The sequence below is a fragment of the Methylomonas sp. LL1 genome (assembly GCF_015711015.1).
Lineage (GTDB): Bacteria > Pseudomonadota > Gammaproteobacteria > Methylococcales > Methylomonadaceae > Methylomonas.
The window spans coordinates 673,275-691,537 of the sequence record NZ_CP064653.1; the positions used below are offsets into that span (position 1 = coordinate 673,275).

At 49.7% G+C, this 18,263-nt stretch carries 25 protein-coding genes; 11 read left to right on the forward strand and 14 right to left on the reverse strand.

All coding sequences use genetic code 11. From position 1 onward, the window contains the following. Positions 1-297: 297 nt before the first annotated feature. On the reverse strand, positions 298-1,173 hold the full coding sequence (locus tag IVG45_RS03615) for a LysR family transcriptional regulator (protein ID WP_196436531.1): 876 nt from the start codon (positions 1,171-1,173) through the stop codon (positions 298-300). A 118-nt stretch (positions 1,174-1,291) separates the two neighbouring features. On the opposite strand from IVG45_RS03615, the gene IVG45_RS03620 reads away from it, so the two are divergent. The 8 genes from IVG45_RS03620 to IVG45_RS03655 all read left to right on the forward strand — a co-directional run bounded on the left by IVG45_RS03620 (position 1,292) and on the right by IVG45_RS03655 (position 7,331). Beyond that, the gene (locus IVG45_RS03620; protein WP_196436532.1) at positions 1,292-1,618 is read left to right on the forward strand and encodes an EthD family reductase; all 327 of its coding nucleotides are present in this window, start codon (positions 1,292-1,294) and stop codon (positions 1,616-1,618) included. A 42-nt stretch (positions 1,619-1,660) separates the two neighbouring features. Beyond that, positions 1,661-2,266 carry a hypothetical protein gene (locus tag IVG45_RS03625; protein WP_230874739.1) on the forward strand — a complete coding sequence of 202 codons (606 nt, stop codon included), beginning with the start codon at positions 1,661-1,663 and terminating at the stop codon, positions 2,264-2,266. 44 nt (positions 2,267-2,310) lie between these two features. After that, on the forward strand, positions 2,311-3,207 hold the full coding sequence (locus IVG45_RS03630) for an alpha/beta hydrolase family esterase (protein ID WP_196436533.1): 897 nt from the start codon (positions 2,311-2,313) through the stop codon (positions 3,205-3,207). A gap of 64 nt (positions 3,208-3,271) precedes the next feature. Then, entirely contained in the window at positions 3,272-3,691 is a 420-nt protein-coding gene (locus IVG45_RS03635; protein WP_196436534.1) for a GFA family protein, read from the forward strand. Between the two features lie 130 nt (positions 3,692-3,821). Beyond that, entirely contained in the window at positions 3,822-4,304 is a 483-nt protein-coding gene (locus IVG45_RS03640) for a cupin domain-containing protein (RefSeq protein ID WP_196436535.1), read from the forward strand. 405 nt (positions 4,305-4,709) lie between these two features. Beyond that, positions 4,710-4,886, forward strand: a complete 177-nt coding sequence (locus tag IVG45_RS03645) for a hypothetical protein (protein ID WP_196436536.1) — start codon at positions 4,710-4,712, stop codon at positions 4,884-4,886. Between the two features lie 147 nt (positions 4,887-5,033). Beyond that, on the forward strand, positions 5,034-5,885 hold the full coding sequence (locus IVG45_RS03650; RefSeq protein ID WP_230874740.1) for an HD domain-containing phosphohydrolase: 852 nt from the start codon (positions 5,034-5,036) through the stop codon (positions 5,883-5,885). A gap of 972 nt (positions 5,886-6,857) precedes the next feature. Then, complete coding sequence (locus IVG45_RS03655) at positions 6,858-7,331, forward strand: GFA family protein (protein WP_230874741.1); 474 nt, start codon at positions 6,858-6,860, stop codon at positions 7,329-7,331. A gap of 106 nt (positions 7,332-7,437) precedes the next feature. Here IVG45_RS03655 and IVG45_RS03660 read toward each other — a convergent pair whose 3' ends face one another. The 7 genes from IVG45_RS03660 to IVG45_RS03690 form a co-directional block, all read right to left on the reverse strand. Beyond that, a complete protein-coding gene (locus IVG45_RS03660) occupies positions 7,438-8,574 on the reverse strand; it encodes an SGNH/GDSL hydrolase family protein (RefSeq protein ID WP_196436537.1) in 1,137 nt (378 codons plus the stop codon). Positions 8,575-8,701: 127 nt separating this feature from the next. Next, on the reverse strand, positions 8,702-9,466 hold the full coding sequence (locus IVG45_RS03665) for a DNA/RNA non-specific endonuclease (protein WP_196436538.1): 765 nt from the start codon (positions 9,464-9,466) through the stop codon (positions 8,702-8,704). 802 nt (positions 9,467-10,268) lie between these two features. Beyond that, complete coding sequence (locus IVG45_RS03670) at positions 10,269-11,810, reverse strand: transposase (protein ID WP_196436539.1); 1,542 nt, start codon at positions 11,808-11,810, stop codon at positions 10,269-10,271. 23 nt (positions 11,811-11,833) lie between these two features. Further along, positions 11,834-12,088 (reverse strand): hypothetical protein, encoded by a 255-nt coding sequence (locus IVG45_RS03675; protein WP_196436540.1) that lies wholly within the window; start codon positions 12,086-12,088, stop codon positions 11,834-11,836. Between the two features lie 33 nt (positions 12,089-12,121). Then, positions 12,122-12,457 carry a hypothetical protein gene (locus IVG45_RS03680; protein WP_196436541.1) on the reverse strand — a complete coding sequence of 112 codons (336 nt, stop codon included), beginning with the start codon at positions 12,455-12,457 and terminating at the stop codon, positions 12,122-12,124. A gap of 105 nt (positions 12,458-12,562) precedes the next feature. Next, a complete protein-coding gene (locus tag IVG45_RS03685) occupies positions 12,563-12,838 on the reverse strand; it encodes an HU family DNA-binding protein (protein ID WP_196436542.1) in 276 nt (91 codons plus the stop codon). Between the two features lie 247 nt (positions 12,839-13,085). Next, positions 13,086-13,331 (reverse strand): EexN family lipoprotein, encoded by a 246-nt coding sequence (locus IVG45_RS03690; protein ID WP_196436543.1) that lies wholly within the window; start codon positions 13,329-13,331, stop codon positions 13,086-13,088. 96 nt (positions 13,332-13,427) lie between these two features. Between IVG45_RS03690 and IVG45_RS22790 the strand changes: the two genes are divergently transcribed. From IVG45_RS22790 to IVG45_RS03700, 3 genes are all read left to right on the forward strand, one after another. Beyond that, entirely contained in the window at positions 13,428-13,559 is a 132-nt protein-coding gene (locus tag IVG45_RS22790) for a hypothetical protein (RefSeq protein WP_269059624.1), read from the forward strand. A 166-nt stretch (positions 13,560-13,725) separates the two neighbouring features. Next, the gene (locus IVG45_RS03695; protein WP_230874742.1) at positions 13,726-14,370 is read left to right on the forward strand and encodes a nitroreductase family protein; all 645 of its coding nucleotides are present in this window, start codon (positions 13,726-13,728) and stop codon (positions 14,368-14,370) included. A 55-nt stretch (positions 14,371-14,425) separates the two neighbouring features. Further along, positions 14,426-14,809 (forward strand): pyridoxamine 5'-phosphate oxidase family protein, encoded by a 384-nt coding sequence (locus tag IVG45_RS03700; protein WP_196436545.1) that lies wholly within the window; start codon positions 14,426-14,428, stop codon positions 14,807-14,809. 354 nt (positions 14,810-15,163) lie between these two features. On the opposite strand, the gene glgC is transcribed toward IVG45_RS03700, so the two are convergent. From glgC to IVG45_RS03730, 6 genes are all read right to left on the reverse strand, one after another. Continuing rightward, on the reverse strand, positions 15,164-16,387 hold the full coding sequence (gene glgC / locus IVG45_RS03705) for a glucose-1-phosphate adenylyltransferase (RefSeq protein WP_196436546.1): 1,224 nt from the start codon (positions 16,385-16,387) through the stop codon (positions 15,164-15,166). A gap of 141 nt (positions 16,388-16,528) precedes the next feature. Beyond that, positions 16,529-16,876, reverse strand: coding sequence for a cupin domain-containing protein (locus IVG45_RS03710; RefSeq protein ID WP_196436547.1), 348 nt, complete (start codon positions 16,874-16,876; stop codon positions 16,529-16,531). 81 nt (positions 16,877-16,957) lie between these two features. Further along, positions 16,958-17,128 (reverse strand): rubredoxin, encoded by a 171-nt coding sequence (locus tag IVG45_RS03715; RefSeq protein WP_196436548.1) that lies wholly within the window; start codon positions 17,126-17,128, stop codon positions 16,958-16,960. 93 nt (positions 17,129-17,221) lie between these two features. Beyond that, positions 17,222-17,551: a uracil-DNA glycosylase family protein gene (locus IVG45_RS03720; protein ID WP_196436549.1), complete on the reverse strand. Its 330-nt coding sequence runs from the start codon at positions 17,549-17,551 to the stop codon at positions 17,222-17,224. Next, positions 17,523-17,780: a uracil-DNA glycosylase family protein gene (locus IVG45_RS03725; RefSeq protein ID WP_196436550.1), complete on the reverse strand. Its 258-nt coding sequence runs from the start codon at positions 17,778-17,780 to the stop codon at positions 17,523-17,525. The genes IVG45_RS03720 and IVG45_RS03725 overlap by 29 nt, the downstream gene beginning before the upstream one ends. A 60-nt stretch (positions 17,781-17,840) precedes the next feature. Continuing rightward, positions 17,841-18,209, reverse strand: coding sequence for a DUF488 domain-containing protein (locus IVG45_RS03730; protein WP_196436551.1), 369 nt, complete (start codon positions 18,207-18,209; stop codon positions 17,841-17,843). Positions 18,210-18,263: the final 54 nt, after the last annotated feature.

An 18,263-nucleotide genomic window follows, 5' to 3' on the forward strand; every position in this document is an offset into this window, starting at 1 on the left:
GCCGTTGGTGACCTCACACAATCGGCCACTTTCCTGCCACTGAATACCCCAAAAATTATGGAAATTGAATGCCTGTTATCTGCACAAAACCTGACACCGACTTTGTACCCTTAATAAAGAATTGTGTTTTATGCAATACACAAATTAATTCAATAAATTATAAGTTTTTAAGCTGGGGATGATTTTGGTAAGGAACGAGAAGTTTGAGAATAGTTATCCTAATTAAGGTTGTAAGCCCTAACCCCTTTAAACGCCATAATCGGACTTTCGATTTAGTTTTGTCTAACTTGTCATTTTTTAAAAACCTATCCGCAGACTTTTCAATACTTCTGCCACTTCGGGTTTTGCGGCCGATGTGGGTGGGAATATAGCGCAGATTGTGCGACGAATTTCCGGATCTGACAGATAACGAACTCGAATCTTATCTGCATTTTTGGTGATGGTGAATTCCGGCATTAGCGCAACACCGATTCCGGCGCGTACCATACTCAGTATCCACTCTTCGCTATTACTTCTATAGGCAGCATATAGATCGACCTGTTGACCCTGACAAATACTCCTAAGTGTTTCCCGTAACTCACAGTTCAGGCGATCCAGGTAAGGCTCGGTTTGTATGGTCGCTAAATCAATTTGTTGCAGTTGATTGAAACGGTGTTTGTCGTTGAAGACGACGACATAGCGTTCTTCGTACAGCTTTAAAGACTGGTAATGCCCTGCCGGTAAGGATGTTGGTGCGCTGATAACTAAATCCAGGCCATCTTCATCAAGTTGATTCAATAGATTGCATTCACTGTCGACGACTAATTCCAGTTCTACATGTGGTCGTTCTTGCTGAAAGTCAGCGAAGAATGGACTTAAATGGTGTGCGGCAATTGTCGTCATCACTCCGATGCGAAGTGGCACAGTATTTAAGCGGCTGAAACGCACAGCCTCAGCTTTGACAGCTTGCGTCTTGCGCACTATGTCGCGAATAGAAGGTTCGATCAAACGTCCTAAAGCCGTCAATCGACATCCGCCGCGGTCTCGGCTAAATAGCTCACCGCCAAGTTCATCTTCCAATTTCTTAATTGCTTGCGTCAGGGAGGGTTGGGCCACATAGGTTGCTTGTGCAGCGCGAGTAAACGAACCTTTATCGCAGACGGCCAGAAAATAGCGTATTTGTTGCATTTCCACTGCTTGCCTCCTTTTTGAATAGGTAAAACCTATTATTCCATAGAAAAATGGTATTTTACAATTAACCTAACTCATTATTTAATATAAACACCCAATCACATAAATATTCAATATTCCTATGAAAACTGCAAAATTAATCGTAATGTACCCTACGCCAACAGATTTAAAAACTTTTGAACGCCGTTATGCTGATGAGCATGTGCCGATGGCTGTCGAAAAGCTGGTCGGCAAAACACGATTGGTCGCCTCATTGATTCTTTCCAATGCAGACAAATCTGCAGCGCAGTTTCATCGGATTGCCGAGGTTTATTTTCCATCACTCGCTGAATTAAAGGCTTGTCTGAATTCACCAGGCGGTCAAGAAACAGCTCAGCATGCCGTTGAGATTTCTAGCGGTGGTGAGCCGTTGTTTCTGATCTCCGAGGTGGAAACCTTTGATTTCTAAACCGACCATCGGATTTAACATAATCACAGAGGGAGCAAATCAATGTCTAACTCTATCAACAAACTAAAAAAGGTGGCTTATAAAAGCATTAGGTGGCTGAGTCTGCTGCCTGTTGTCTTTTTGGTCGGATTAATGCCGACTATTGTCCAAGCGCATCGCGGTGCGCCTGACGAGGCCGATGCTTGCGTTACGAGGGTTGGTTTTGAACGAGTCCATTTCACGGCCTATACCCCGACTCTGTCAGGGGATCGGGAATATTGCAGCATCATTCCCGAAATCGGCCCAACTAATTTGGTGTTCGACTACGAAGGTAAAAGTCTGCGCAATGTCAGCGTGGAATTCGAAATCACCAAAGAACCTGAAGGGCAAAGGGTTTTTTATCAGCAGCCGAAAAAAGTTAAAAACGGCACTTTCGATAGTTTGGTCGATTTTAGTCAGTATGGTGCTGGTAATTATTTGGCTCACATCGCTATTGTCGACAAGGATAAGCGTCTTGATACTCATATTCCGTTCTCTGTTGGCCTGGAATCGGTTCCGGGAAAAAGCTATATGCTGCAGATTGTGATGATCGGAAGCTTGTTGTTGCTGGCTTATATATTACTGAAGTTAGCGAATAAGGAAGCGATCAATCACTCACCTGAGACATGATCGAATGGTACAGGCGAGTCAAACGAACTTAGGGGAATATAACTATGAATATGACTCAATTAAAGGTTTATTTTTTAAGAATTAATTCTTGGCAGAAAGTGCTATTCGGGTTACCGATATTAGTAATGGTTGTCATGCTTTTGATGGATCATAGTGGCGACTCGGTACAATTGGGGCAAGCCGTGTATCGGCCTGAGATGCTGCAACGTCTTTGCAAAGCTGATCAACTCAGTGGAGACGCTGGAGAGACTTATGGCGAAGAAACCGAAAACGGCATCAAATACAATGTCCGCACACCAGCCAATTATGATGCATCCGTTGCCCACCCACTATTACTGGTATTTTCTCCGGCAGGATCGAATCGGGCTAAAACCGAAAAAACAACTGGATTCACTTTTCCTGCTACCCAAGCCGGTTTCATCGTGGCCTATGCGGATCATCCGGAATTGTCGCCCAGCACTACCGTAGAATTAGGCACCATTCCCAGCTTAATGGCTAAAAAGTGGTGTATTGATGAAAAACAAGTCTATGTTACCGGACATTCCGATGGAGGGACTTCGGCGATGGCATTAGCATTTATGACTGGCACACGACACATCCCACGTGCCATTGCGCCGAGCGCAGCAGGGGTTGCGTATGATGATTTACGCGACCGAAGATGCCCTGAACCCTTGCCGGTTATGGTTATGCACAGCAGCAAGGATCGCCTGTTTCCTGGTTATGGTCAGCAAGCGGTGGGTTGGTGGGCGGCTTGTAATAAATGTGATCCTATTCCGGATAAAATCGCAAATGGTTGCTTCTCTTATTCAGGGTGTGCCGGGGGCGTAAAAACGTTGTACTGTGAAGGTGATCAAATCCATTCACATTGGCCCGAGCGAAGTCAGGATATCATCGAGTTTTTTGTGTCAGCGACTCAAGTTAGCCCACGGGGGGCAAAGTGAAATTTGCTCTATATGAATCGCAGTGGGTGCAAAGGTATCCATTCAATTTTAAAGGTATTAGTTTATGGAAAAATATGAAGGAAGTTGCGCGTGTGGCACTATTAGATATTTTTTTGAAGGCGAACCTATTAATTCGGCATTCTGCTACTGCAAGGAATGTCAAGTGCATACTGGTTCGGATAAATGGTTCGTGTTATGGGTGCCAAAAGATAAATTCTCTTTCACAAAAGGTTCTCCTTCGTCGTTTACGCGGAAAGGTGATTCCGGGGAAAACGTCAATTATCAGTTTTGTGGGGCTTGCGGCACAACCTTGTGTGCTGAAATAACTGCAGGAGATTTTTATTCAGTCGCAGCCTCAACATTAGCTGGCAACAAAAACTTATCTCCCAAAATGGCAATTTATACTGCTTCAGCTCCAAACTGGGCAGTGTTTCCAGAAGGCGTACCCAAATTTGCTGCCTTGCCTCCTGATTTTAGTGCTTAAATGCCTAACAAGTCAGTCAAAAGGACGCGCCGCCCGTTGGCGGTTTTGGAGTTTCAGTTTGTGAATGGTGCAACGCGGTGATTCAACTAAAACCGTATACACAAACCTGTATTGAACAATGAGAGACCAAATGAGAATTTTTTTGGCAGCCGTAATTATTATTTCTTTCGCAGGTTCTGCATTAGCTCAGGAAAAAATCGATCGCATGCGCGCTGTTACCATGGAATCGTTTACGCCGGATACTGTGAAGTGGAATGACGAACGGCTACTCCCTAAAGGCGCCAAAAGTGTAGTTCTAGTTGGTGACCCAAACAAAGCAGGAGTTTTTATCGTTTGGCTGAAATTTCCGTCCAATTATCCGATTCCACCGCATATACACCCATTTACAGAAGTAATTACAGTCCTGCGCGGCAAATTAGGAAATGGTATAGGTGAAACATTCGACACAAATAAGGGCGAGATGCTTAAAGCAGGTTCCAGTTTTGTGCTACCCGCAGGTCACACCCATTATGTCTGGACAACTGATGAGGAAACAGTCATCGAGCTAATCGCCACTGGGCCATGGGGTATTACTTATACCAATCCTGCCGATGATCCACGCAAGAAGAAATAGCGCGTAGGTAGAGTGAACTTGCGAACCACAACAAAATTTAAATCAAGCGTAACCCGATGCTCCATAACGTTTCACCACTGAGCTTTGCGTTGAGCGGCATGATTAACCAATGCTTTAAAAGGGGGGCATTTATATGGGAGACTCAGTGAGCTCAAATCATAAAATCTGGGGTACGACCACTTCGAGGGATTATAAGCAAACTAGGATCGCAGGATGGATTGGTACTGGATTATTCGGCTCTCACAGATTTCCCGTGGTTAACCACAACCGATAGCGCGCATAAACAGCCTAAGATCACTACATATAGTGTCTACCACGGCAATTCTTGGAGAGCCGATTATTCATGGCGCTCAAGCGGGACGGTCGCTATCGCGCCCGCCCCTTAGCTTTACGTTGAGCGCTCAAATGACGACCAATGGGCATCCCAGCACCGAGCGATTGCAGCAACTCAATCGCATGTATCGCACGATAAGCCGTTGTAACCGCTACATGATCCGAGCTGAGGACGAGAAAACTCTCGCACAGGATTTCTGCTCGGTGATGGTGGAAGAAGGCGGCTATCGCATGGCCTGGGTGGGGTAAGCAGAAAGCGACGAGGCTCGAAGCATTCGCCCTATCGCTTACGCTGGACTCGAAAGTGGCTATCTCGAGAATCTGAATCTCACTTGGGCCGACACGGATCGCGGGAGCTGACCAGCCGCCCGCTGCATTCGCGAGCAGACCATTCAGGTGACGCGGGATATCGCCAATGATCCGCAGTTCGTGTTCTGGCGCGAAGAGGCCGCTAAGCGCGGCTACGCCTCGTCAATCGCATTGCCGCTAACGATCGGGGCGGGAACAATTGGCTTCCTCGGCATGTATTCGGAGCGCGGCGACGCGTTCGACGAGGAGGAAATCGGGCTACTCACGGAGGCCGCGGACGATCTGGCGTATGGCATTACCGCGCTACGCAAGCATCGCGAACACGATGCTCTGCAAGAGAGGCATCTCACCCAGATCGAGGCGCTGAATCGCCTTATGGACGCGACTGTGCAGGCCCTTGCAACTACGGTGGAAGTGCGGGACCCCTACACTGCCGGCCATCAGCGTCGTGTAGCGAAGCTGGCGGTGGCCATCGCCACGGAGATGAGGTTGCCGCCCGAGCGGATTGAAGGCTTGCAATTGGCGGCAGTGCTTCATGATATAGGCAAGATCCATGTGCCCGCGGAAATTCTCGCCAGCCCCCGCAAGCTCACCGCAGCCGAGTTCGAAATCATCAAGACGCACCCCACAGTCGGTTACGACATTCTCAAAGACATCGACTTTACGAACCCGGTGGCCCGGATCGTATTGCAGCACCACGAGAGGCTGGACGGTTCAGGGTACCCGGCCGGCTTGAAGCAGGAGCAGATCCTGCTCGAGGCGCGTATTCTTTGCGTGGCCGACGTGGTGGAGGCTATGGCGTCGCATCGCCCCTATCGGCCGGGCCTTGGTGTCCCCACAGCCTTACATGAGATCTCGGAGCACAAAGGGCAGATGTACGATTCCGACGTCGTAAGCGCTTGCGTAGGCCTATTCCAGAGCAAGCAGTTCGAACTGTAGGCTGCGACGACAGTCGAGACTCGCCGACGGCGCCCAAGCATCCGTTCAACCACGACGGGCCGAAAGTGGCCCGCGGCTTAACGGTACGTTGGTAGGTAAGAAGAAGGCGATGATCCAGCTCATCCACGTCGAAATTGCCGGCTTCATCTGTGCCACAGTTTTTGGAGTAATTTGGGCTCTTGACCCGACCGGGAATTGGGAGCCTTTGACTGCACTTTGCGGGCTCATTGAGGTCGGTACAGAATTTGCGAGCTTCGCCTAGTCTGCGCTACAAGTGATAAGGGCGGGCGGCCTAAAACGGCTGAACAACGGATTGTCCAGGCGATGGCGAACCTCTGCCAACCGATGAACCGTGAGTTGAGCGGCTCCTTTTCCGTTAGGTGCTTACCAGCTATTAACGGAACGATATCGCTGACTGTCTTTGGCCGGTGATGAGGCAGTGATAATGTCAATTTGCTAGCCGAATATCGGACAGCCGATTGGGTTACATGATGCCTTAATTATTAAAATGGGATAGCTACTCCGAGCGGCGGCTTTTGGCCGTTCGGTTGAGGTCGCCAACGTCGGTTTTGTAGTCCTCTCCAGTCCCAAAATCTGGTTTCGGCCGACTGGCAGCTTTGGAGAAACGTGACAGGCTAGTTTGGGTCGATTGCGACAGTTCACAGCTCCTAAAAAACTCATTCTGTACTGGCGCAATCATATCGGAATGGGTGGTGGTTTTGAGATTGGAATCAGTGGCGGGTTTGATCGGAATACGCACGCTAGTCCATCCTGCAACGATTTCCGTTTGCTCGGGCGTAGCAAGTAGTTTTTTATTGGTCTGGGCCCAATTAGCTCCTAATATGTCGTCATATTGTAGCTTCCTGCTTTGCAAGGCCAACCGGCTTTTGGTTTCTGTTTGTCGCGGGAAGGCCGCTCGCTTTATGATGTAGACTTAAGACGCTAAACCGGTCAGGGTTCTTATGCAAGGATTTGGCTCGTCCGGTTCTGGGTGCGCGTCCGCTATTTCGTTTTTTATTACCAGGGGGCTTTATGACAATCACGTTTAAAGGCGGCTGCCTTTGCGGCGCCGTGAAATACCAAGTCAGTGGAAATCCAGAACGTTTTTATCACTGCCATTGTTCCCGTTGCCGCAAGTCTTCCGGCACTGGGCACGCTACCAATCTGTTCTTGGCAAACGCGGATTTGGCGTTTACCGCCGGAGAATCTTTGGTGAAGCAATTCAAAGTGCCGGACGCCAAGCGCTTCACCCGCCAGTTTTGCAGCGAATGCGGCAGCCAAGTTGCTCGATTTGTTCCAGAACTAAACGGAGTCGTGGTTCCTGCCGGATCGCTGGACGATGAAATTCCAATCAAACCTCAAGCACGAATTTTCTGGCATTCAAGAACTGATTGGTCATGCGATGGAGATACCTTGCCGCGCTATGCTGAATATCCGGAGAGTTAAACGGCGTCTAATGTTTTACGACGGAGCGCCAGGAAACACTTAGGACACCATAACCAACGCAAACGACGCCGCGTGTTTGCTGTTGGTTCTGAGCCAATCGCTAAACCTAATCGGAATTTTCCAACGCATTCATTGCCCGTTGCGCGATGAAGCCATGCACTGTTTCGGTAGGATGTATGCCGTCCCAGAATAGGTAAGTTCCGGGTTTTTTACAGGTAAATGGCGGATTGTTTGGCTTGATGCAAGCGTCGGTGACATTGATTATGCCAAACAGATTCGAATCATTGCTTTCTTGATCATAAATGATCTCTTCAAGTAAGCCATACAAATCTAGCGTGCGGATTTTAATGTCGTACATGGCATTCAATTGCGCTTGGAGCACTGACAGTGCTTCATTGAAGCCCACAGACAAAAAGTTGGCATTGTAGGCAATTGTTAGTTCTTCTGGTGTTGATGGAGGCGTATATAACCCGTTCAACAGTCTGACCGTAGGTGTCCGCGCAATATTTGGGACATTTACCAACAGAAAGTTTTCAGCCCCTAGACTGTGTAAGCTTTGAATCGTTAGCGCGATTTGAGTTATCGCTTGCCCGATCAAAGCTTTTGCGGCTGGCTCATCTTGGGTGTTCAATAACACATCCAGCGCATCCCTCACGTCATTACCGCCTATTTCTATGGCAAATAATGTTTTTTCTGAAATCGGATGTGACGCATCGATTTGGTGATCGGCCAAGTATGCATTGACCTGGTCGGAAAGATTGAAACGACACCGGATAACATCGTCAGCCGGCGTTTCATCCGTCACTGGCCGCGCCCGTGCACCGCCCACCGCGTAATTATTAGCCTGAAGGCTGTAACTCAGTAGCGCCGGTCGCACAGTTCCAGATAAACCTTGCCCGCGCGCAAATTGTTCTATCCAGGTTGCGCCATTGGTAACGTGATGACCACCGCGGGCGTAAACCCCGTCTGGGACCAACAGCTCATAAAAATCATCCATTATTTGCAGCTTATCCATTTGGTCGTAAGGTGGTACATTCAGCGGCTCTCCAAGGTTGCATTGGCCATAACCCAAGTCGGCCGCGTTTTTGATCAAAGTAAACGCATTCCCGGAATCGCTTAGACTGCTGCCGAATACCACGATGTTGTCAAAGTTTGATTTCTTCGCCAAAACCGCTGGCGAGCAGGCAAGGCCTGCCGCCAGCAAACCAATTTGTATAATTTTCAAACTGTCTAAAACTTGCATAGCGGCCTCCTGTAACGGATGTTTTATTGATGGATCCAACCTTCTAACCGAAAGGCATGGCTTTATCAACAATCTGTTTTACAACTTAGCGTACTTTTCGTTCATTGGACTTCTACCACTTCCACTATTAACCCTTGTCGCATCCTCTCGGGATCATCCAAGAATGCCTTGGTTTATCATGCTTGGCATAATCGGAGACCGGTATTTTTTCGCCGGTCACACGCTCGATGTCATCGACCGTCACCAGGTAACGGTCCAGGTTTTTCTTGGTGGCCTCCACCGAATTCGACACGATCCAGGCGATTGCCCGCTCGTCTTGGCCACGCCCGCGAACGATTACCTTCCAGAAGGAGTCTGGCGTTGCTACGCCATGTGACTTCACGAAGTAATCATCCGTCGGATTGTTGCCCCATATCACGCCGCCAATCACCAGCAACTCATCGATGTCGCGGTAGCATTCGATAATTTCCTCGGTCAGAAGCCAAGCCCCTCGGTTCATGTTGGCCGCCTGTGGCAGGATATTGGTCATGTAGTTGCTCTGCTTGATGCCCAATTCCGAATGATCAAGATGATTGGCCGGTACAAGGTGGCCGCGGTCGTAATTTTGGCCATAGCCCTTGGCGCTGGTCTGCTGGCATTCGCTGGGTACTTGGCGATCGAGGTAAAAACTACTATCGCGCTGGCCGGCGCCGGTGTCGTGTTGAGCGTTGTATCTGAATTTCACCGCACCGCGTTTCTCGCAATCGAGCCAGACCGTAAAACCTTCGTAATCTAGTTGGAGTAAGCTGCCGGTTGGCTTTGGCTCCCGTAAGTCGCTTATCGGCTTGACGTATTCAGATGGTGAGCATGATGACAATGCAATGAATACGAGCGTGAAAATGGCATATCGCATGGTTGGCGGCTGATCCTGAAACAAAAAGGCCGCAAATCTACCATGCTACTCCGCATACTAAAAAACCGATTAGCCTAGCGGCGATTGAGGGGGATAACTCTGGTGACTTATGAGGTACTTGCAAAATTATGAGATTTTACGCAAAAACCACTAGATATAGTGGTTTTTAAAATTAATTGGCCACTAATAGTGGTATTTTGCAAGTTCCTCTTATGTTTATTGGTTTTGCTGATGTGAATGAGAAAAACTTCATCGTAATATCCCAGTTAATCGCTTCACCAGCGATAGGGTCAATACTGGTTTGCACGTTAAATAGGGCGTGCCACATGTTGCAAGTCAACAAACTCGCAGACAAAATTATTGTGGGGCTAGCGCGGCCATAGCTGTAACAGCCAGTTTCTCAATCGCGCTCCAGGGAATGCCCGATATACATCTTTAGCGACCATATCCCATGCGTGTTGCTCTAAGTGGTTTAGTTGGTGATAGAAGCCTCGCCGTTTTTGTAGAAAATCGCCGACAGCCGTCAGAACTTCAGATGAACAAGTGCAGGCGCCAATATTTGCGAGTAAACCATCGACTTCGGCGCGATAATCCAATCTTCTTAGGCCAATAACCACGACCGCCAAATCGGGCCACCATTCATGAAGTTGTTCATCCGTCATTGTTTGAGGAGAATTAACTGAATTCAGGAAAATCCTGCGCTAAGCTTTTTCTAACCTATTTTCGCGAAAACCAACGCGCTTAATAACGCCGTCGTTCTAGGATAAATTCGATCAACCTAAAAAGAGCAGTTGAATTTTACCTATGTCGGCGCCGGCAGCCAGTTGGGTGGTCGTAATTGTCGACCGCGAAGATACTTGACTAGCGCTAAACTGAGGATGCGGCACCAACGCTCGATAGACGTCAACTGCTCCGCAGTTGAACGGAGTTCTTTGAAGAAGGCGGCCATCCAGCGATAGCGTTGTTCTACTTTTTCAGCTTGGGCATGCGGGCTGCTGATTGTCAGGCGAGTTTGGCCGGCATGGCGAGTCTGCTTGGCAATGGCATAGAGCATCAGTGGTCGACTGGTGATGGCCTCAGTATGCTGTTCAGGATGGGCCAGGCGCACAAACAGGCTCCACCAGTTGTAAATCAACGCCGTGATTTTGGCCATGAAACGGCAGCGTTTGATATCTTGGGTAGTAAAGCCACCCCAAGCCCAGTGGTTCTTGAGTTCGTCGAAGTTGTTTTCGGCATCGGCACGATCCCGATATAGTTGGGCGACACTCAGCGCTTCCTGTTCTAGGCTGGTGACCAGCACGCTGTATTCGTAGACCGTGATATCGTCGCTCAATTCGGCAAAACTGAGTTGTTTGGGGCCTTGTGGATTTTCGCTGACCACGGCCAGATTTTTCTTGACCTGGCGCCTTAATACGACGATGCGGCGAGCACGACTCCAGCCGGTGAGACGGAGTTTGGATTCCGCGGCTTGCCAGCCCTGGCCGGCATTAGTCCATTGGTTTCCTAACATCAAGCGCTCGATGAGTCGGCGCGTGTTTTGGGTGAGGCGCAGTTTGAACAAATACGGCAACTCCGCTTGTTCGGCGGCTTGCATATTCGCTTCGGTTCCCCAATCCCGATCGCCTCGAATCAGGGTCGGCCAATGCGCGCGTGGAATACGATTCAACAGCGCCCAGAGTCCAGGTGAACTGTGTTTGGAGGCAACCTTCTTGCCCGTTTGTACCTCGACATCCAGAATCAAACGCAGATTGGCAATCATATAACTGTGGTAAGTGTGTGAAGGCCGACCCGGCTTATGCGGGTTATAGCCGACTTCGGCACCTTCCTGCTGACCATACAGGGTTTTGATCGTCGCATCCGCATCCAGTATCCAAGGCTCGCCCAGCACAGGTGCATAGACCTGCTGTAATTGCGTTTGTAGCCAGGAACTCCCCGTTTCCTCATCTAAGCGAGCAAAGCTGCGTCGGACCGAGTCCTCACTGACAACCTTACTCATACCCAATAAATCTGGGTTGACTCCATCACCACGCAACGCATTGATATGCGCATAGCGCTGATGACCGGAAAGCACGGATAGCAATACTGTGCCCAGCACATCGCGCTTCAACGGCGCATTGGGACTGCTCCAGGTCAGTGGGCACTGCGCCACCCAATCTTCAAACAAACCGCTGACATGCAGGAATTCGATAAAAAAAGGCAGTTGCCCCAATGGCGTCACCGCCGCGTCCGGATTCCAGTCAACATGGATTCGACCGCCAAAGGTATCCACTGCTACAGGGCCTGAAGTGGGTACTAGCCCGCCCGTATGGGCTTCACCATTTGGGTGATTGATCATTTCTTGCATTGGCACCTCCTTGCCGATTAATTTCAACCCTTTCCGTGAATTTTGCAATTATTAACTGCTCTTTTTAGGATCAATGATTTGAAAATCGGAATGTCAAATAATGTGCCGGCAATGAAAATCAGGCCCAGTACCAGCCAGAAAAGACCCACGTTGATGGCGCCCTGTCCTTCAAATCGGCCGTACTGGGTGTGCGAAGAACGTTTTATTTTGATGGAAAAATACCCGCTGCCGACCAAAAGCACGCCAAACAACAACCCAAACCAATCGCTCGCTTGCATCTGCTTACATTCCCCCGCGCGGACAAAACCGCTCTAACCGATACCCAGTTTTTGGGACAGGTCTGCCTTTTGTTTTTCGAGCTTTGAAAGCTTCCTTTTCAGGCTATTGATTTCTTTGTTTACTGTCAGCAGGTCATGTTCAAGCGCCTGCCTTTTCAAGTAATCATCGCCATATAATGCCTGGGCCAATGCCTGAACCTCGGTTCTGAGTAATTTGTAATAGGGGTTGCCATGCGCGTAATTGAGCCGATATTGCAATTTGCCTTGTTTGATGGAATGAATGATTTCTTGTTCGGAAAGGCCAAACTCCTTGCACGCGTTATTGAGGCTTAGAGTTGATCCTTGTTTAGTCCAGGCGGAGTCTGTCATCGGTTTGGTTTAGGATGGTCACAGAATTCGGAAAAAATAGTACGTTAAGCCTTTAGGGCAGGAATGCAATAGCTCGAATGGCGTAACCGTTTTTCTTTCGCGGCCTTATCCATTGACAGCGTCCTTCAAGGCCTTGCCCGGTTTAAAGCTCGGCACGGTCGCCGCCGCTATGGTTATTTCGGCGCCGGTTTGCGGATTACGGCCTTTTCTTTCGCCACGGTGTTTAATCTCAAACGTGCCAAAACCCACCAGGGCTACGCTATTGCCCAGTTTCAGGGTGTTTTCGATGCTATCGATCAATCCGTCCAAGGCTTTGCCGGCATCGGCCTTGGTCAGATTGGCGTGTTGGGCGATGCTATCGATCAATTCGGATTTGTTCATGAGGACTCCTTTGGGTTAAAAACAGGGGATTATGACACTGACTCCAGCCGACATTGATCGCCAGTCCAGGCCCGGTTTGCCATTATGCCGCCAACGGGCCTGGGATTCGTGGCCCAGCGCATCGTTTTCATTCTGTTCGGCGAAAAAAATCCGGCACGCGGCCGGATATGAGAAGGATACTACGCGCATACCAAGCTAAACCTGCCATCGGGTAGGTTGGGTACTATCGAGAAACGGGCTGAAAGGATTAGTTGCCGCCTTTGAAGCTGATTTCCAAGGCGTGTAAAGCGTTGACGCAGTTGGGCGTGGATTGCAGGTCGGGCGTGTTGTAGCACACTCTATTTTGTTGACGGGCCTCTTGAATATTGGCAACGAACCAGGCGACCGATTTGGCGTCTTCGTTGGTTTCGCCGGCAATGCTGCTGTTGAACATCGCCAAGCCGGCCAAGGCCAGCGCAAGGATGGACATTGAGGTAACCACGGATTTTTTCATGCTTTCATTCCTTAAAAAATGGATTTGAACTTACCCTGTTACGTTCCCCCCAACGAACGAGCGTGTTTAATTTATCAGAACGGTTTTGGCGCCAAAATGCGGTGCATTGCCGCGCGGCGGGTTGTCGCAGCGCTGAATGCGGAAAAAATGTATGACGTTTCCGGCGTGACGCGGGGCAAGCAATGGGTGGTGCTGATCTGCGAACCGAAGGCCTTGGCATGGCGGTGAGGACGCAAAAATCGGGGCGGCGGGTGACGAATTTGGTAAATCGATTAAATTCGATACGCTGACCTTGAGCAAAAGTCTAAACTTTGCAATTTTGTGAAGGTCATTGCGTTCAAAGTGGCATAACCGATTCAGTTCTTCTTACTTCACTAAACCTGGAGAGGCCACCGTGAACACTTTGACCAAATTGGCATTGGGAATAATGGGGCAACTGCGTCCCGGACCCGTTCGGGGGAAATCGAAGGAATCGATCGCGCTGCCTCCACTAGAGAAAGCGGGTGGGCTCCCGCTGATGGAGGCGTTGCTAAAACGCCGTTCAGCGCGTGGGTTTGCTCCTGATGCTTTGCCGTTGCAGCTACTTTCCGACTTGTTGTGGGCGGCTTATGGCGTTAATAGGCCAGATGGAGGGCGTACCGCGCCTTCGGCTTTAAACGCGCAGGAGATCGATGTTTATGTCGCATTGCCTGAGGGCGCCTATCTGTACGATGCTCACGGACATGCTCTCGACCTGATGGTGAAACAAGACCTGAGACGCATCACGGGTTATCAAGACTTTGTCGATGAAGCCCCGCTAGATTTGGTTTATATTGCGGATTATCGGCGCCTGGCGATGGTGCCGGTCACTCAGCGGGAATCATATGCTTCTGCAGCGGCAGGTGCCATTGCGCAAAATGTCTATTTATTTTCCGCGAGCGCCGGGTTGTCTACGGTCATCCGGGCATGGATAGACCGTGCCGCCATCGCGGAGGCATTGGAATTGTCCCATGATCAACAAGTATTGTTGGCGCAGACGGTGGGTTTCCCTAAAAGATAGTTGGATGTTAGTTTGAGGACGGCATCTATACCGAAAAATGATTCGAGGTATTCGTATGAGCGATGTGCTTCCTATTGATCAGCTACGCGCGGAAAGCGCGCGGTTCGGCACCCAACCTTATCTGTTGACCCAGGGCGGCGACGGCCGACCCCATGCGGTAGCCGTGTCGATCGAATGGCAGGGAGACCGCATTCTGACGAGCGCCGGCACGCGCAGCACTGCCAATGTCGCGGCTCGCCCATTGGTCAGCTTGCTGTGGCCGTCGATCGAGGCCGTGGGTTACAGTCTCATTGTCGACGGTGAAGGATGCGTGATCGGCAGCGGTTCCGAAGTGATCGTCAGCGTCACGCCGACGCGCGGTGTGCTTCATCGCCCTGGCATATCGGCTGACTCCGCAGCGCGAGGATGCGGTTCGGACTGCATCCCTTTGCTCGGCTGAAATAAGAAATTATACGGGGTCGGAATCGTGGTGTGGTTCTGGTAAAAGTTTGAACTCAGAGAGCACCTCATCAAGCTTGTCATGCCTGTAGCAAATTGTTGGGCGCTGCCGCCGCATAGGACCAACAGCCTAGGCATGAAGACTATCGGTTTTTATATCTTCGGAAGTTGCCACAGCTTTGGAATCGTAATCGACAGTCGCTTCTTGTATGTCGCATGGCTTTTGTGATGGTGACTATGCAAATATGGAAGGACATGTTTTCTATATTCAGCGGCGCCGTTTGCTGTTGGCAAAATACCAAAAATCGCGCAAGAGAATTGAATCCTTCCTGGCCTGCCTGACCCAGCGTGGCAGTCAATAAACTCGGATTTGTCCTCGCTTACCTTTAGGTACGACTACAATCCCGGATGGGCTAATAGGGTAGCGTTGCCGATCAATCGTGGGGTCATAGCCGATCACAGTGCCCGGTTCGATGAGATTATATCGGCCAATGATGGCACGACGAAGACGGGAGCCACTGCCTATGAAGTTGTAGTCCATGATGATGCAATCTTCAATATCGACGTCGCGCTCGATCATTACCTCATGCCGGATCACCGAATTACGAATATTGCCCCCATTGATAATGGTCCCTCCGCCAATAATGCTGTTTCGAATTTCACCGCTAATGATCCTGGCTTCCGGCCCGAAATAGTGATCAGAATAAATGGGCCAATCGGGATTGAAGGTATCGAACCGAGGCTCCAGTCCAAGCAGGTCCATATGGGCTGTATGATAGGCATCAAGGTTGCCAACATCGCGCCAATAAGAGGGTTCTTCATAAGTTTTTACGCCTGGGATCCGGTTGGAGGTGAAATCATAAGTGCAGACCTTGTGCGTGCGAATCAGTCTGGGTAGTACATCATGGCCGAAATCTTTTTCTCCTCGAGCATGAGCTTCTTCCAAAGCATCAATGAGCACATGGGTCTTAAACAGGTAATTACCCATTGAGGAAAAACAGTGTTGCGGATCGCCAGGAATAGGCTTGGGTTGCGCTGGTTTTTCCTGAAAATCAATGATTCGGAACGAACTATCATGAGTGATGATGCCAAAGTTGTGACCCTGATCCAATGGCACAGGCAAGGCTGCCACCGTCATATCGGCCTCATGGTCCAAATGAAACTGAACCATTTGGTTAATATCCATGCGATAGATGTGATCGGCTCCAAAGACTGCCACTATGTCGGGGCGGTGATGTTCTATCAACCCCAGGTTCTGATAGACGGCGTCAGCAGTGCCCTGGAACCATTCCGGGCCACCGCGCATCTGGGCAGGCACGACAGTAACGAAGTGATCCGCAATGATATTCGTAACCGACCATGCCCGTCGTATGTGCTCGATCAGTGATTGGGATTTGTACTGAACCAGTAAATAGATCGAGTGGATTTCGGAATTAACTAGATTGCTGAGCACAAAATCGACGATGCGGTACCGTCCGCCGAAAGGAACTGCTGGCTTGGAACGCTCTGCCGTAAGCGGGTTCAGACGAGTGCCTTCGCCACCGGCCAATACTACTGCAAGTACTCTCGGGTTTGCCATCTTGCTCTCCGATTCTAAAGCCAAATACTCTCAATGAGAAAACACCTTTGGATCGCCTTTTAACATCGTTTCTTCGCGAGGTGATCCCGGTTGCTTAGCTGAACTGAATTACATCGTGTCGAGACTTCTGATAATCCAGATTCAGGATCGAATCATCGTAAGAATCATCTTGAATTGCTTCAGCGCCTTAAGACTGTGCGGTTGCTGCGCGGGTATGAGAATCATATCCCCTCCATGCAAGTGATTGGGTATACCTGCGATGCTGACTTCCGCTTCGCCTTCGAACACCTGCACCAGGGCGTCGAAGGGCGCCGTATGTTCGCTCAGGCCTTGTCCTTCGTCGAAAGCGAAGATGGTCACGTTACCCGTTGGCTTTTTGACAATTTCGCGGCTGACGATTGAGCCGTCCTGGTAGTTGACCAACTCGCTGACCCTGGCGATTTCGGCGCCATTGAGTCCTTTGGCCTTGGGTGTGTTTTCTGCTTGCATAATTCACCTTTTCAATCTGTTGTACTAAAGAGACAGAAGCCCGATATTTTCGAGATTTGTTGTCACGAGTGAAGTGATGGCTTATTCCATCAGTTTAAAAAAATCTTTAGGTGCGCCACAGATCGGACAAGACCAGTCATCGGGTATGTCGGCCCAAAGGGTTCCGGGAGCAAGGCCGCTATCGGGATCGCCCTTTGCTTCATCATAGATATGTTCGCATTCCCTGCACTGATACTTTTTAAAATTGGCCATGATGATTCTCCAGAATGGATTAGTAACTTGAGTAGATGAAGCAGTCCACGGCAATGCTTTGGATACCCAAAAGAAAAAAGGATAGCTTCGCCTTCATCTTTCGAGTGCCTCGGTTACTCGCTGCTTAAGCATGGGGAGCAACTCCTTCTCGAACCAAGGATTTCGGCTAAGCCAAATATTATTTCGCGGACTTGGATGCGGAAGGGGGATTATCTCGGTCCAATGGGATTGCCAGCCTCGAACCGTCTCGGTAAGTGACGCGCGTGCTTCGCCGATGTGATACGCCTGTGCATACTGCCCAACGACCAACGTCACTTCAAGATGGTGCAGGTGACCGAGAAGTTGGTCGCGCCATGCCGCCGCGCATTCAGACCGTGGAGGAAGGTCACCGGATTTACCCGTGCCGGGAAAACAAAGGCCCATTGGTAGAAAAGACTTCGCGCGTCACCCCCATCCACTCACGCAAACGCTTACCACTGGCATCATCGAAAGGCACACCGGATTCATGAACTTTTCTGCCGGGTGCTTGACTGGCAATCAACACTCTAGCCAGCGGATGTATCTGTAGAATGGGTCGGGGGCCGTGCGGCAGATATGCTGCGCAAATACAGCAGTCTTGCACCTCGGTTAGCAAAGATTCAAATGCGCTCATGGGTGACGTTCCTCACGACAGGCGAACAAACCATAGCGGTACATTTGTTGTTCTCTCCAGCTAACGGAAAAGCCAGGCATTTTCCTGGATCACTATCGCTTGGTTATGCTCTTCGTCCTTAGCTGCATAGACGAGCGTGACGATACCCTTGTCCAGTTCTTGTTTTAAGAGCCGGATTTGCTCGTGATTGTCCTTGAGTTCAACGAGATACCGATCCTGGAATTCTTCCCACCTGCCAGGATCATGGTCAAACCATTTCCGCAGTTCGGTGCTGGGAGCGATATCTTTCAGCCATAAATCAATACCTGCTTTTTCCTTTGTTAAACCACGCGGCCAGAGCCTATCCACGAGAATGCGCCGGCCGTCATGCTGGTCCGGCAATTCGTATACCCTTTTAATCTTGATGCTATGGTTTTCTGGCTGTTGCATTTGTGAATTGGATTCGCCGGTTGATTTAAAAGAGTAATCACGAGGTATGGTGCA